The sequence below is a fragment of the Mobiluncus holmesii ATCC 35242 genome (assembly GCF_000185445.1).
GTDB classification, from domain to species: Bacteria; Actinomycetota; Actinomycetes; order Actinomycetales; family Actinomycetaceae; genus Mobiluncus; species Mobiluncus curtisii.
Window position 1 is genome coordinate 1,467,305 of sequence record NZ_GL622346.1, and the last position, 15,090, is coordinate 1,482,394.

Below are 15,090 nucleotides of genomic sequence, written 5' to 3' on the forward strand. Positions count from 1 at the left end.
CTCACAGCCTTGTCACCAATACCAGGGCAAGAGCCAAAACTGTGCCGAACAGGGTCCAGCCAGCATAGCGACGCGGCGAGCCGGAGTGGAGTGACGCACCGACCTTACCGAGCCACAGCGAGAGCCGACCGGAACCTTCCACGATGCCGTCAAGGACCGCCCGGTCTGCCACTGCCACCCCGGAGGACAACGCCAGCGTCGGGATAATAGCGACCTTTTCATTGACCGCATCTTGGTAGAGGTCATCACGCGCTGCCATAATCAAGGCGTTGGCTTCGGGAATAGCGGTTTCTACGGGGCGTTTCATAAACAGCGCCCACGCGGTAACCACGCCGATGATGACTACGGCTAAGGTCAGCCCCATCAGCAGGGCTTCGGGCATGACCGGCTCGCCGTGGGGAACCGTCTGACCGCGGGCACCGATATTCACAATCGGATTCAGCCAGGTCACAAAGAGGTTGCCTACCGAAAGCAGACCGCCCAGCGCGATGGAGAATACGGACAGCACCAGGAGTGGAATGGTCATCCACGGGCTTGCCTCATGCGGGTGGACCGGGGCACCTTCCGCCTCGGTGGTCCAGCGCGCCTCCCCGTGGAAGATGAGGAAGAACAGGCGAGACATGTAGAAAGCGGTGATACCAGCACCGACCAGGGCAACGAGACCAAATACCCAGGGGTACCAGGTTCCGTAGTTCGGGTTGGGCAGGAAGGCTGCCTCGATGATTTTGTCTTTGGAAAAGAACCCGGAGAACGGCGGGATTCCCAGGATAGCCAGCCAGCCGATAAAGAACGCGAACCAAGTAATTTTCATGACCCGGAACAGCCCACCGAAACGACGAATGTTGACCTGCTCGCTCATCGCGTGCATGACCGAGCCGGCAGCGAGGAACAGTTGCGCCTTAAAGAACCCGTGGGTAATCAGGTGGAAGATGGCAAACGCCCAGCCGACCGGACCCAAGCCCGCCCCCAGCATCATGTAACCGATTTGGCTCATGGTAGAGGCTGCCAGCACCTTCTTCATATCGTCTTTCGCGCACCCCACGACGGCGCCGAACAGCAAGGTTATTGCCCCGACAATGGCGACGACCAGGGACGCGACCGGGGTTTGGGTATAGATAGCGCCGGAACGGACCATCAGGTACACGCCGGCAGTCACCATCGTGGCGGCGTGAATCAGCGCGGACACCGGAGTCGGACCGGCCATAGCGTCACCCAGCCAGGCTTGGAGGGGGAACTGAGCAGATTTACCACATGCCGCCAGCAGCAGGAACAGACCAATCACGGTCGCCCAAACCGGCTGTAGTGTGGCGCCCAGCACCTCGGCAAAGTCCACCGAACCCACCACGGCGAACATCGACATCATCGCCAACAGCAGCCCCAGGTCACCCACACGGTTCATGATGAAAGCCTTGTTCGCAGCCAAGGCATTGTTGTGGACCTGGTTCCAGAAGCCAATCAGCAGGTAAGACGCCAAACCGACACCTTCCCAACCGACGAACGTCACCAGGTAAGAGTTACCCAGCACCAGGGTCAGCATGGATGCCACAAAGAAGTTTAGATACGCAAAGAACCGACGCCGATCGGGGTCAGCTGCCATGTATCCCACCGAATAGATGTGAATCAGACCGCCGACGAACGTCACCAGCATCACGAACGAGATAGATAGCGGATCCAGCAGCAGACCGAAATTCACCGTCAGTTCCGAACCGGGCAGCCAGTTCCACACCGTCAGGCTTTGTGCCCGATTCTCGGGGGAACGTCCCAGCATTTCTGTCAGAATGACCACGCCAATCCCGAAGGACGCCCACGGTGCCAGCATCCCCAGGAAGTGTCCCCAAGCGTCCACGCGACGTCCCGCAATGAGCAGGAACATGGAACTTATGAAAGGAATGGCAATCATCAGCCAGGCATATTGGGCCATGCCGGTGGCAGACCCGAATTGCAGAACCGCGCCGGTAGCCAGCCCGTTGAGTGGATTGAAAGTTTGCAGCATGTTTTCCTTTCCCCCTTAGCCGTTCAACAGGTTGAAGTCGTCGAGGGAGGTGGTGCGCCGGGAGCGGAACAGCGACACAATCAGCGCCAGACCGACCACGACTTCCGCAGCCGCCACGGTCATCACAAAGAACGCCAGGACTTGCCCGGTCATATTAGTGTTGGCTTCTCCCAGAGCCACCAGCGCGATATTGCACGAGTTCAGCATGATTTCCACGCCCATCAGGGCGATGACCGCGGAACGGTGGAGCAGCACGGTCAAGGCGCCTACGGCAAACAGAGCCAGCGCCACGAATACCAGGAACATCACGTTCATGCGTCTTCTCCTTCAGTCGTGGCGGTACCGGGTTCGGTGTGGTCCGCAATAGTTTTATCAAGCGGTTCTGCATGGTCTGGCAGGGCTTCGGGAGCGCCCGGTCCGGGCATTCCCACCGCGCCGGAACGGGCGACCGCCGCGGAGGCTTTCGCGCCATGCAGCCCGACTCCCCCACTAATTTCGGCAGCCAAAGCACGCGCAGTCCACGGCGAGACTTCCCCGAGCGAACGGTCTTCCCCGAGGACTCGCACCACGCGCGGCACCGATTCCGGTACCGGGCGTTGAGTTTCACCGCTGATAGCCGGCACATCCAAAGCGTTGGTTTCCGCATAGACGCCCGGCGGCACGGTCTGACCCAGGACGTGACCACCGTCTCGGTATGCTTTCATCCGCTGCTTCACCAGGAAAGGCTGGGTCAAGCGCGGCAGCAGTGCCTCGGAGTGAGTCAAGCTCATCGCTCCGACCGCTGCCACAATCAGCAGCGTGGCGACCATTTCCAGCGGTGCGTAGTAGGTGTTGATGACTTCAGAAGCCAGGCGCACCGGATTGGGATCCCCGCTGGGGCGCGCCGGAGCCCCGTTCACCGTGGTGTTTACGGCAGCAACAATCGCCATAATCCCGAAAGCCACGACCAGCAGCACGGCTGCCGCTACCGTCCCGACTTTGGAGTCTCGCGGCGAGTCCACCGCTTGCACCCCCACCAACATAATGACGAACAGGAACATCATCATGATGGCGCCGGTGTAAACCACAATCTGAACCGCGCCCAGGAACTCGGCTCCGACCGAAAAGTAGATACCCGCGACACACACCATCATGGCGACCATATATACCGCGGCGTGAACTGCTCGATTCGACAGCGCTACCCCCAATGCCGCAATCAACGCCAGCGCGGAACATGCCGCTACGAAGATTGTCTGACCGGTGCCCATTTCGGGTAATTCCGCGACCGCTTGCAGCAAGTGGCTCATGCTTTCACCTCCTGTGCCGGTTTTCCGGCACTGGCCAAGGAGGCATCCTGCGGACGACGACTCGCAACCCAGTCAATCTGGTCGGGAGTCGCGCCGGTGACGCTTCCGTTGTAGTAATCCATGTCAGAAGTGCCTGACGCCATCGGGTGCGGCGTGCTGAGCATCCCGGCGTTTAAAGGAACCAACAGGCGATCCTTTTCAAAAATCAAATCCTCGCGGTTGTCATCCCAAATCTCGTAATCGTTGGACATCGTGAGGGCTCGCGTCGGGCAGGCTTCGATGCACATGCCGCAAAAGATGCAGCGCAGATAGTTGATTTCATAGACCCGCCCGTATCGCTCCCCGGCACTGTACTGTGCCTCCGGGGTGTTTGCGGCGGCCTCTACATAGATGGCGTCCGCCGGGCACGCCCAGGCGCATAGTTCGCAGCCCACGCATTTTTCCAAGCCGTCCGGGTAACGGTTCAATTGGTGACGTCCATGGTAGCGCGGCTGAGTCGGCACCTTTTCAAAAGGGTACTGTTCAGTCACGTAGGGGCGGAAGAAGTTGCGGAACGTGACTCCGAAACCGGCGACTGCTTTCAGCGATTCCGCCAGGGGACCTTTCTTTTTCCGTTGCCACAGTTGCGGATCTGGGTCCGCCACGGGTTCGGGATTGGTCGGTGCTCCAGCGTCGGGATTTTCCGGTTCGTCCGGGGATGCAACCAAGTTGTTGTCAGAAGTTTGCGCGCTCACTTTTCTTCCTTTCCGCCCGTGATGGCAGTCTCAGCCGGGGTGTTGGGAGTTACTTTCAAGAGTCCAGAACGCGGACTGGGAGGCAGCTCCTGTCCAGGGAGGGGCGGGACCGGGAAACCATCCGCCATCGGGTCAAAGGGCTCAGGGGCGGCCGGTTTCACTTTCTTGACGGGAATCAGCATCACGATAATCAACAGCACCACGCAGACCCCAGCCACCGCAAACATGATTTGTTGCGAGTTGAAACCGAAGAATACGGGCAGAGCCTTAATCCACGCGACTGCCATCATCCACACGAACCCGACCGGAATCAAGACCTTCCAGCCGAGATTCATGAACTGGTCATAACGGAAACGCACCTGGGTGCCACGCACCCACACGAAAATCCAGAACAGAGACCACACCTTGACGTTAAACCACAGAATGCCCCACCACGGCGACCCGGCGACAGGATTCATCAAGTCCCACGCCCACGGCGCTTTGTAACCGCCCAGGAACATAGTCACCGCCACGGCGGAAACGTTAAAGATATTGATATATTCCGCCAGGTAGTACCAGGCGAAGTTCATTCCCGAGTACTCGGTTTGGTGCCCTGCCACCAGCTCGCTTTCGCATTCCGTCAAGTCGAAAGGCAGACGGTTCGTTTCCCCGAAAGAAGCGATGAGATACACGACAAAGGCAGGGAGCAGACCCAACAGCCAGCTCGGATCCTTTTGCGCCTCCACAATTTCGGAGGTGGACATAGAACCAGCCATGATGAACACACTGACCAAGGCGGTGCCCATCGCCAACTCGTAAGAGATAACTTGTGCCGTGGAACGCACCGAACCCAACAGCGGGAACGGAGAGTTCGCGGACCAACCACCTAGGACGATGCCATAGATACCGAGGGAAGAAATCGCCAGCACAATTAGGGTGGCGACCCCGGAGTCGAACAGCTGCAGCGGGGTGGAAATCCCGAAAACTGTCGCATTTGGCCCGAACGGAATCAACGCGTAAATGGCAAAAGCCGTGAACGCCACCAGCATCGGGGAAATCAGATAAATCAGGGTGTCAGCGCCCTTGAGACGGAAGTTTTCTTTAAACACCATCTTGCCGGCGTCCGCAACGGCTTGGAGCAGACCGAACGGACCACGCACATTCGGACCGGGACGGGTCTGGATGCGCCCCAGCCCACGGCGCTCTACCCACAGCGCCAACAGCACGTAGAGAATCAGCACCACGATGATAATCAGGGCTTTAATCAGGGAAATCCACCAGGTTTCCTGACTGAAGTCAGCCCCTTTCGGAGCCGGAGCCGCGGCGGACCACAGGTCAGTACCCAGGGCGGTCAGGATAGGAGTCAATGTGTACATAATGGTTACGCCTCCGCTGCTTTCAAGCTAACAAGCTGACCGTAAGCCGAACCCAAGGTTTCGTGAACCAGGGATCCGGGGGAGCATTCCGGCATCCACACGACCCGATCCGGCATGTCCGTGAGCACCACCGGCAGGGTCACGGTACCTCGCGGTCCCGTAATCTTGGCAATATCGGTAATGCCGTTCTCCTGGGCGGTTGCCGCGCTCAGGCGCACCACCGGGACTCTGGCAGTTCCTGCCAAATCCGGTTCGCCATCCTGGCAGCGACCCGCATCCAGCAGTGGCTTCCAGGTAATGACCAAAGCCTGCCCCGCTTCGGGGGGAACAATGGGGGGATCCTGCCGGAAAGGCGCCCCCAAACGAATGCCTTCCCAGGAACCCAGTTCCTCGTACTCATGCCAGATAGCAGCCAGAGAGTCCAACCCCAGGTCGTATCCCGCAGCCCGACCCAGCAGGTTCATGACCTTCCAGTCCGGCAACGCGTGCGATGCCAAAGCCTGACCGAAGGGACGCAGTCGTCCCTCCCAGTTGACGAAAGTACCGCTCTTTTCGTGGGGCGGTGCCACCGGCAGCACGACATCGGCATATTGGGTGATTTCGGTCTGGCGCACTTCCAGCTGGATGACATGCTTCACGCCTTTGAGGACTTCTCGTGTCCCCTCCGGGTCCTCCAGGTCGCGCAGGTCAACCCCACCCATCACCATAGTGGTGCCGGGCAGGAACTGTTCCCAAGCCTCGGGGGTCAGCATACACCGGAAGCACAGCGGCAGATTCTCGTGCAGCGGCTCCGTCAAGCCCCACGCCGCGTCAATGTTGGCACGAGCCATCGGATCGGTCACCAGGCGACCGCGTGGCAGCAGACCGGGGAAACAGCCCGCCTCGATGGCGGCACGCGAACCGGCGCGGCGCGGTATCCATGCCCACGCAGCGTTGGTGGCGTCAGCCAGGCGCGCGGCATACTCCAGCTCGTCAACGACCAGGCTGGCACGCTCCCCCATCAGCACCAGCGCGCCGGGCTGGCTGAGAGATTCCTTCACCCAGGCAAACTCGCCTTGACCAGCGATGATGTCTTGTAAAATCTGGAGTTGTTCCCCCGGCTGGTTTTGCACCAGGGTGGCGCCGAGTTTGCGCGCCCCGTCGCTCAAGAACGGGGCCAGCGTGGCGACTTTCGTGCCGTGGTTTTGCGTGGCTTTGCGCAGCCGCAAGAACAGGGTGGCGCATTCGTCCTCCGGTTCCAAATCGACCAGGAACACAAACGGTGCTTTTTCAATATCTTGGTAGGTCACTGTTACCGGACGCCCCGCGACCCGCAGTTTGATGAAGTTCACCTCATCCATGCGGAAGTCTCGCGCCCGCGCATCCACGATGTTCGATTTGCCCACCACGTGCGCAAACTTGCCCCAAGCGTAGTAATCTTCGAGGGTGAGATGCTCGCCGGGAAAGAACGTGACCTCGGAGTTTTGTGAAGATTCTTTAACATAGGCGGCAGCCCGCGAAAGGGCGGTGCCCCAGTCAGTTTCCTCCAACTCGCCCGCGTCGTTACGCACCATCGGGCGGGTCAAGCGGTCTGTAGAGGACTGCCAGGCGAACGCGTAACGGTCCTTGTCTGAAATCCATTCCTCATTGACCTCGGGATTATCCCCTGCCAGGTGACGCAGCACAACCCCACGGCGTGCGTCGACCCGGATTTCTGCCCCGCTAGCATCCTGGTCGGTAATCGAGGGGGTAGAGATGAGATCGTGGGGACGCGCCCGGAACCGATAGGAGGCATTCGTGAGCGCCCCGACCGGGCAGATTTGGGTGACATTGCCGGAAAAGTACGAGGCGAAACGTCGACCGGACACGTCACGATGCGCCACGTCCGGGTGTCCCGAATGCATCGAACCGATGATGCCAGGCTCTCCGCTGGGACCGGTCATTGATTCACAAGGGGTGACGGTAGCGCCGTCCGGGTTTGTCTCTTCGTCGTATATCCCCAGCACTTGCGTGTCGAAGGAACCGATGTTTTCCCCCATAAAGAAATGGTGATCGCATGGAGAGGAACCGCCGCCCCGCCCTTGTAGGTCCAAAAATACGTCCCCGGCGATTTCCTTGCCGAAACGCACGCAGCGCTGGCACAGCACGCAGCGATCCCGGTCCAGCAAAATCTCGGAGGTCAAGCGCACCGGCTTGGGCCAGACTCGCTTTTTATCAGTGAAACGCGAAGTCGGATTGCCTTCCATGAAGGTCTGGTTTTGCAGCGGGCATTCCCCGGCTTTATCGCAAACCGGGCAGTCCAGCGGGTGATTGACCAGCAGGAACTCCAGGATACCGTTCTGAGCCTTCGCTGCAACCTCGGAGCTGAGCTGGGTGTAAATCTCCATCCGATCCGTGCAGGTGGTCGAGCAAGCCGGCATTGGTTTGGGCATCTTGGCGACGTCTCCCTGCCGGTTGGGCATGGCGACCTCCACCAGACACGCCCGGCATGCTGCCACCGGCTTCAGCAACGGGTGGTCACAGAAGCGCGGCACGTACACTCCAGCTTGTTCACAAGCCCGAATCGCCAAGGTGCCTTGGGGCACTTCCAGGGGCTTGCCGTCAACTTTAATATTGACCATTTGCACTTCGTCGCTCATTTATTTACCTACCTCACCCGCTGCCTCGTGGTAATACACGCTGCGTTCGTAGGGGAACAACTCCCAAGCCGGAGTTGTGTAGCCTTTTTCAAACTCGTCACGGAAACGTTCGATACCCGACTTCACCGGCGTGATGGCCGCGTCCCCCAACGCGCAGAAGCAGCGCCCACCAATCTCGGAAGTAATCGACAGCAGCTTGTCCACGTCACCCACTTCGCCTTTACCGGCTTCGAGACGGTGCATGATTTGCTTCATCCAATAGGTGCCTTCCCGGCACGGGGTGCATTTGCCGCAGGATTCATGCTGATAAAAATCCACCCAACGGGTCATGACACGCACCACCGAAGTCGTTTCGTCAAACACTTGAATCGCTCGGGTCGCCAGCATCGACCCAGCGGCGGCGACTTCCTCATAAGTCAGGGGAACGTCCAGTTCAGCGGGGGTAAAGATGGGTGCCGAGGAGCCCCCGACCGCCCAGAATTTCAGGTCGTGTCCAGCTCGCACCCCGCCGCAGTATCCCAACAGTTGCCGCATCGTAATCCCGAACGGCGCCTCGAACTGACCGGGGCGGGCGACGTGACCGGAAACCGAGAAAATCCCGTGTCCCTTGGACTTTTCTGTGCCCATCGCGGCGTACCAGTTATCCGAATACTTAAAAATACCCGCGACCTGGGAAATCGTCTCGACGTTATTGATGACGGTGGGACGGGCGTACAGCCCCTGAGCGGCCGGGAACGGCGGTTTCAACCGCGGGTGTCCGCGCCTGCCTTCCAGCGAATCCAGCAGGGCGGTTTCCTCACCACAGATGTAGGCTCCCGCCCCGGAGTGGGCAGTAATCTTGAGGTCGCCCAGCAATCCCGCCTCGGTTGCTTCCCGGATAGCAGCCAGCAGTCGGCGCAGCGGGTGGGTCACTTCTCCGCGCAGATACACGAAAGCGTGTTCGCAGCGAATCGCGCGCGAACAGATTGCCATCCCCTCGATGAGGGCGTGCGGGTTCGCCATGATTTGCGGAATATCCTTGCAGGTCCCCGGCTCGGACTCGTCAGCGTTCACCGTCAGGTAGCGCGGCAAACCGTCATCGGGAGGCAGGAACGACCACTTCAACCCCGCGGGGAAACCGGCACCACCACGCCCGCGCAACCCCGAGTTCTTGACCGCAGCCAACACCTCCGCAGGATCCATCGAGTTGGCTTTTGCCAGACCCTGGTATCCCCCACGTGCCCGGTATGCCTCCAGGGTCCAAGACCGGTCCACGCCCCACATATCCGACAAAATCGGGGTCAGTGGCACCTCACCGCCAGGAATATCAGTCAGGTTCAATTCACTCATGACTATTCACCTTCCTTCGGTTCGGGAGCTGACCAGCCCGGGTCGCTGGGGATTCCCCAACCCTTTTCCGCGGCGATACGCTTGCCCAACAGGGTGGGAACACCTGCAGAGTCGCCCTCGTCCGCCAGTCCGTCCTCGAATCCCGCCAAGAGGTGTTCGTTTTCCTTAAAGGTCGGGACGCGATTTGGACCACGAGTCGGCTGCACCGGGTTGCCCGCCCGCAAATCGTCGACCAGTTTCACCGCCGATTGCGGGGTTTGGTTATCAAAGAATTCCCAGTTCACCATAATGACGGGGGCAAAGTCGCAGGCAGCGTTACATTCAATCGCCTCCAGGGTGACTTTCCCGTCCGCGGTCGTTTCTCCGTTGCCGATGCCCAAGTGGTCACACACGGTTTCCCAAATTTCGTCGCCCCCCATGACGGCGCACAGCGAAGTGGTGCACACCCCCACGTTGTATTCCCCGTTGGGACGGCGCTTGTACTGGGTATAGAACGTGGCGACCGCCGAGACTTCTGCGGGACTGATACCTAACAGTTCGGAACACAGCTCGATACCGTTGGCGGATACGAAGCCGTCCTCGGACTGGACCAGATGCAGCAACGGCAGCAGCGCCGAACGCGAGTGTCCCTCGGGATAGCGAGAAATAATCTCTTGACCTTCGCGAACCAGGCGCGCTTTGACGTCCTCGGGATACGGTTTCATCGATCCACACCTCCAAACACCGGGTCAATCGAACCGATTGACACCACCAAGTCAGAAATCAAGCCGCCCTCGCACATCATGGAGGCAGACTGCAGGTTTGCATAAGAGGGGTCGCGGAAGTGGGCACGGTACGGGTGGGTGCCCCCGTCGGTCACCAGGTGTACACCCTGGATGCCCTTAGCGTGCTCGACCTGGGCGTAAACCTGACCGGGCGGAATCCGGAAGCCTTCGGTCACCAGCTTAAAGTGATGTATAAGTTCCTCCATCGAGTGCCCCAGAATGTGCGACACATGCTCCGGGTCTTGACCTTGACCATCGGCACCGATGGTGAGCTTGGAGGGGTAGGCGAACTTCGGGTCGGCAATCATGACCGGCTCTCCCTCGCTCTGTTCTAGGCGATCCAGCACCTGATACACGATGCGCAGAGACTGATACATTTCCTCGAAACGCACCTCGGTACGGGTGTAACAGTCGGAATGGTCGCGGGCGGGAACATCGAACGTGTACGCCTCATACCCGCAGTAGGGCTGCAGCTTGCGCATATCCAGCGGTAAACCGCCTGCCCGCAGGCACGGACCGGTCAGGGACAGCGCCATCATGGTAGACAGCGGCAGCCACCCCACGTTCTTCATCCGACCAATAAAGATGGGGTTAGCCATAATCAAATCCTGCATTTCGCCAATGTCACGTTTCACCAGCGGAAGCTTTTCACGAATCATGTCGATGGTGTCATCCAACAGGTCGTTGGACACACCGCCGGGACGCATATAGGTGTTGTTCATCCGCAGACCGGTAATGTGTTCAAAAATCCGCAGGATTTCTTCACGACCCCGGAAACCGGTGGTCAGCATGGTCGTCGCACCCAGCTCGTTCGCACCGGTACCGACAGCGACCAGGTGCGAAGCAATCCGGTTCAGTTCCATCAGCAGCACCCGGATTTCACTGGCACGCCGCGGTACTTGATCCGTCACCCCCAGAGCTTTTTCGACCGCCAAACACCAGGCGACTTCTGAAAAGAACGGCGCTACGTAATCCATCCGGCTACAGTAGGCGACGCCCTGATTGTAAGTGCGGTATTCCATAGATTTTTCGATACCGGTGTGCAGGTAGCCGGTGCCCAGACGGCAGTCCTTAACCGTCTCGCCTTCCAGCTCCACAATGACGCGCAGCACGCCGTGGGTGGAGGGATGCACCGGACCCAGGTTTACAGCAATCCGGTCATTGTGAGCCGACTCGAGGTCAGCCGCCATCGCCGCCCATTCCCCGTCTTGCACGGAGAACTCCGGCATTCCCGCCACGGAGTCGCTCGCCCCCGCGGCAGCATGAACATGTTGCGTTTTTGCCTCTGGGTTTATCGTTTCGGTACTCAACTGTAGCTCCTCCGCGTGTCGGCCGGCGGGACGGTGCCGCCCTTGAATTGCACTGGAATCCCGCCCAACGGGTAGTCCTTACGCTGCGGGTGCCCTACCCAATCGTCGGGCAGCAGGGACCGGGTCAGAGCCGGGTGCCCGGTAAAGATGATGCCCATCATGTCGAACGCTTCTCGCTCGTGCCAGTTGTTTCCGGGGTAAATATCCACGATGGAGGGGACTTTCGGGTCATCTTCGGGAGCCGCAGTCTCGATGCGCAGGTTGTGGTTGTGGGTCACACTGATGAAGTGATACACGGCATGCAGTTCCTGCCCGGTGTCGTGCGGGTAATGCACCCCGGAGACACCCATGCACAGTTCAAAGCGCAGGTCTTGGTCATCACGCAAGGCTTTTGCGACCGTCACCAGGTGTTCACGGGCGACGTGAATCGTCAACTCGCCGTGGGAGACGACGACCCGGTCTATGGCAGTGTGGGGATCCACCCCGGCTCCACGCAAATCCTCCTCCAGGTAGTCCACGCAGTCATCAAACCAGCCCCCGTAAGGCTTCGGCGATTGCCCCGGCATCCGCACTTCTCGGTGCAACAGACCGTAACCGGAAGTGTCGCCGGTGCCGTGGACCCCAAACGGGTTATCCCGCACTCCCAGCGATTCGCCGCGAGGATTGGCGTACCGGGGCAACTTCGGCTCCAGGTCACCCTCCGGGGTGGCTTGCAAATCTTGAGTTTCTTCGCTCACGCCATCAATCCCTTCATGTCGTTCAATGAGGCTGCCTGCAGCGCCGCCGCTTCCGCTTTGCGGATGGCTTCCTCACGATGCTTACCCAAAGGATCTTGCTTGATATGGTCGCGTAAGCTCAGCAATGCCCCCAGCAGCATTTCCGGACGCGGCGGGCAGCCCGGCAGATAGATGTCTACCGGCACCACGTGGTCGCAACCTTGCACGATTGCGTAGTTATTGAACACGCCACCGGATGAAGCACAAGCCCCCATAGAGATAACCCACTTCGGGTCCGCCATCTCGTCATATACGTTGCGCATGATGGTGGCCATCTTGTGCGAAACCCGACCCGAAACCAGCATGACGTCGGCGTGGCGCGGAGAGGAGCGGAACACTTCCGAACCGAAACGGGCGATGTCGAAACGTGACGCGGCAGTTGCCATCATCTCAATAGCGCAGCACGCCAGCCCCATCGTGACGGGCCAAATCGAGAGGGAGCGTGCAAAATCAGTAATCTTTTCCGGGAAGGCCGCCAAGCCGTCAGAATCTTGATCCATCATTTTTGGTTTCCTCCAAAATACTTGGAACGTTTTTAATTCCAGTCAAAGCCGCGACGGGCCCACACGTAGATAAAAGGCACTGCCAGCAGTTCCACGAAAGTCATCATCACGAACAAGCCAAACTTTCCTTGCTGGAAAAAGGAAATCGCCCAGGGGTAGAGAAACACCACCTCGATGTCGAAAACGATAAACATCATGGCGGTCAGGTAATACTTAACCGGGAAACGCGCCTGGCTTCCACGATTCGGAGTGGGGTCACAGCCACATTCATAGTTGGCATTCTTAACGCTGTTTGGCTTCGTGGGACCGAACAGGTAACCTGCCAAAACTCCTACTAATGCCACCACTCCGGCCACTAACAGCATAATCAGCAGCGCTACGTAAACATTCATAGCTTCTCCATCTTTAAACCGCCTGAGCTGCTTGCCGGCACTCTAGCCAGCAGATTTTTCCCAAGCGAGTTGCCAGTTCCACCCTACAGTTTTTCCCTTTACTCCGGGAAGCTTTGTCTGCAAGGCGTGATTATCTCCGGGTTTGTCCTGGTTTTGCGCTCCCTGCAGCATTTAACGTGGATTCGATTTAGGAAAAAAAGAGTTTTCATATTGGGACCTGGGTCCCTCTCAGGGGGAAGGACCCAGGGGCACCAAAAAACGGGGAGGCAAAATAGGTCGGGTCCTTTCCCGGACAGGAAAGATACCAGGCAACAGCCGCCGGGGGTCCAGTCGCTCTGTCACGTGGATTCACTGGCTCAGTACTATCACGATGCGGCGACACGAAGGCGCCCTCGGGCTGAACGCCAGATTGAACCCCTGACCTCGGGAGCACTAGGCAAACCCCGCCTCAACATCCAGTGTGGCGGTTGGCGGAAGGTTCTGCACTCTCGGGCGTAGGGCTGCGTCGGAAGTCTACCCGCGTGCCCCTCCGCCGGTTTTGGGCGCTGAGCGGGGGAACCTAGGATGGATGGGTGCTATTCGTCCACACTCGCGCCCTTGACCGCGATTTGTCCCCGGAGCTGTTCCCTATGGACGCCGCGGCACTCCCCACGGACGGATTTTTCTTTGCGTCTCCCCCTGCACAAGGCGCCCCCCTCACGTTGGCAGCGCCGGGTTTAGGGGATATTCCCGGTCAGGACTTTGCGCCAGCCTGGCATTGGGAGGACGGCTCAGACCTGGATCGGGCAGGCGCAGCGTGGTACCTGGTAGGACGCCACGCCCAGGTGTTTGATGCGGTGCAGAGACGCGGCACCGGTCCGGTGGCTTTCGCGTCCTTTGGGTTTAACAGCGCGGCGACCCCGGTTTTTGTCCTTCCGTCATTCCTGGTGGGCAGCGACGACCAGGGGGCGTGGATTACCGTGGCTTATCAAGCCGAGAGTGTTAATGAGCCTAGAGCGGACCGATTGTATCGGGCCGCCATGTCTTGGATTAAAAACTTTCCCCACCGCCAGCGCCAAGATGCCCTGCAAACGCAACCTTCCGCCGTAGTGGGAAAAACGTCTTACCAGGAAAACGTTGCCGCCGCCGTGCGCGCTATCCGCGAGGGCAAAGCGGAGAAAATCGTGATGGCTCGCCCGGCTCGCTTCGAGTTCGCCGGGGAGGCTGGCGCGGAACGGGCACGGGCAGCCGGTGGGGCTTTGACCTCCCGCCTGCGCGAACGCTACCCGACTTGCTGGATTTTCAACGTCGGGGGTCTGGTCGGGGCCACGCCGGAGATGCTGCTGGAGGCTGCAGCGGGACGGGCACATTCGCGGGTTTTGGCAGGCACGGCGACGCCCGGCGAGGACGTGGATTTGGCTCACTCAGCGAAGAACCTGGCGGAACACCAGGTGGCGCTGCGTTCTGTGGCCGAGCCTTTGCGCCGCGTCGACCCCGATTTGGAGGCGAGCGGGCCCTACCTGTTACAGCTGCCGAATCTGACCCATTTGGCTACGGATTTGCACCTGCGGGTGCCGGCGGGCAAGACGCTGTTACACCTGGTCGCACAGTTTCACCCCACGGCGGCGGTGTGCGGGCTGCCGCGGGAGTTTGCGCGGACGTTCATCTCTCGGTTTGAAGCGGATCGCGGGCGTTACGCCGGACCGGTCGGCTGGGTCGATGCCCATGGCGGGGGCCAGTTGGCTTTGGCGCTGCGGTGCGCCCAGCTCGATGCGCTCGGCGTGGAGGCCTGGGTCGGGGCGGGCATCATGGCAGATTCTGACCCGGAAACCGAGTGGCGGGAAACCGGGGCGAAACTGGCGCCAATCCGGGATTGCCTGGACCTGTCGGCTGATTGACCCGCGGGGCGCGCCCCAAAATTGCAGCCCCGGCAGGGGGAACTGCATGAACGACCGATTTCAAAAGAAAATCCGTATCACACCGCCCTTGCGCATTTGCAAAACCGCTGGTAGAAGCGTTTCCGGCTAAAACAGGGCGCGCCAAACCGAACC

13 protein-coding genes are annotated in these 15,090 nt (G+C 59.7%); 1 reads left to right on the top strand and 12 read right to left on the bottom strand.

Annotated elements, in window-relative coordinates; genetic code table 11:
* Position 1: 1 nt before the first annotated feature.
* Genes nuoL through ndhC form a run of 12 tightly spaced genes read right to left on the bottom strand, consistent with a single transcriptional unit; the run spans position 2 to position 13,060 of the window.
* A complete protein-coding gene (gene nuoL / locus HMPREF0576_RS06335; protein ID WP_004011190.1) occupies positions 2–1,993 on the bottom strand; it encodes an NADH-quinone oxidoreductase subunit L in 1,992 nt (663 codons plus the stop codon).
* Positions 1,994–2,008: 15 nt separating this feature from the next.
* Positions 2,009–2,308, bottom strand: coding sequence for an NADH-quinone oxidoreductase subunit NuoK (nuoK, locus tag HMPREF0576_RS06340; protein WP_004007437.1), 300 nt, complete (start codon positions 2,306–2,308; stop codon positions 2,009–2,011).
* The gene (locus tag HMPREF0576_RS06345; protein ID WP_004011191.1) at positions 2,305–3,279 is read right to left on the bottom strand and encodes an NADH-quinone oxidoreductase subunit J; all 975 of its coding nucleotides are present in this window, start codon (positions 3,277–3,279) and stop codon (positions 2,305–2,307) included. The genes nuoK and HMPREF0576_RS06345 overlap by 4 nt, the downstream gene beginning before the upstream one ends.
* Positions 3,276–4,013, bottom strand: a complete 738-nt coding sequence (gene nuoI / locus HMPREF0576_RS06350) for an NADH-quinone oxidoreductase subunit NuoI (RefSeq protein WP_004011192.1) — start codon at positions 4,011–4,013, stop codon at positions 3,276–3,278. The genes HMPREF0576_RS06345 and nuoI overlap by 4 nt, the downstream gene beginning before the upstream one ends.
* Entirely contained in the window at positions 4,010–5,368 is a 1,359-nt protein-coding gene (gene nuoH / locus HMPREF0576_RS06355) for an NADH-quinone oxidoreductase subunit NuoH (protein ID WP_004011193.1), read from the bottom strand. Before nuoH ends, nuoI begins: the two co-directional genes overlap by 4 nt.
* A 5-nt stretch (positions 5,369–5,373) precedes the next feature.
* Positions 5,374–7,986 (bottom strand): NADH-quinone oxidoreductase subunit G, encoded by a 2,613-nt coding sequence (locus tag HMPREF0576_RS06360; RefSeq protein ID WP_004011194.1) that lies wholly within the window; start codon positions 7,984–7,986, stop codon positions 5,374–5,376.
* Positions 7,987–9,315 carry an NADH-quinone oxidoreductase subunit NuoF gene (nuoF, locus tag HMPREF0576_RS06365; protein WP_004007442.1) on the bottom strand — a complete coding sequence of 443 codons (1,329 nt, stop codon included), beginning with the start codon at positions 9,313–9,315 and terminating at the stop codon, positions 7,987–7,989. It lies immediately after the preceding gene.
* Positions 9,316–9,317: 2 nt separating this feature from the next.
* Positions 9,318–10,019: an NADH-quinone oxidoreductase subunit NuoE gene (gene nuoE / locus HMPREF0576_RS06370; RefSeq protein WP_004007443.1), complete on the bottom strand. Its 702-nt coding sequence runs from the start codon at positions 10,017–10,019 to the stop codon at positions 9,318–9,320.
* The gene (locus HMPREF0576_RS06375; protein ID WP_004011195.1) at positions 10,016–11,389 is read right to left on the bottom strand and encodes an NADH-quinone oxidoreductase subunit D; all 1,374 of its coding nucleotides are present in this window, start codon (positions 11,387–11,389) and stop codon (positions 10,016–10,018) included. The genes nuoE and HMPREF0576_RS06375 overlap by 4 nt, the downstream gene beginning before the upstream one ends.
* Complete coding sequence (locus tag HMPREF0576_RS06380; protein ID WP_004011196.1) at positions 11,386–12,126, bottom strand: NADH-quinone oxidoreductase subunit C; 741 nt, start codon at positions 12,124–12,126, stop codon at positions 11,386–11,388. Before HMPREF0576_RS06380 ends, HMPREF0576_RS06375 begins: the two co-directional genes overlap by 4 nt.
* Positions 12,123–12,668: an NADH-quinone oxidoreductase subunit B gene (locus HMPREF0576_RS06385; RefSeq protein ID WP_004007446.1), complete on the bottom strand. Its 546-nt coding sequence runs from the start codon at positions 12,666–12,668 to the stop codon at positions 12,123–12,125. Before HMPREF0576_RS06385 ends, HMPREF0576_RS06380 begins: the two co-directional genes overlap by 4 nt.
* A 32-nt stretch (positions 12,669–12,700) precedes the next feature.
* Positions 12,701–13,060: an NADH-quinone oxidoreductase subunit A gene (ndhC, locus tag HMPREF0576_RS06390; RefSeq protein ID WP_004011197.1), complete on the bottom strand. Its 360-nt coding sequence runs from the start codon at positions 13,058–13,060 to the stop codon at positions 12,701–12,703.
* A gap of 572 nt (positions 13,061–13,632) precedes the next feature.
* Here ndhC and HMPREF0576_RS06395 point away from each other — a divergent pair.
* Entirely contained in the window at positions 13,633–14,937 is a 1,305-nt protein-coding gene (locus tag HMPREF0576_RS06395; RefSeq protein WP_004011198.1) for an isochorismate synthase, read from the top strand.
* The last annotated feature ends 153 nt before the right edge of the window (positions 14,938–15,090 follow it).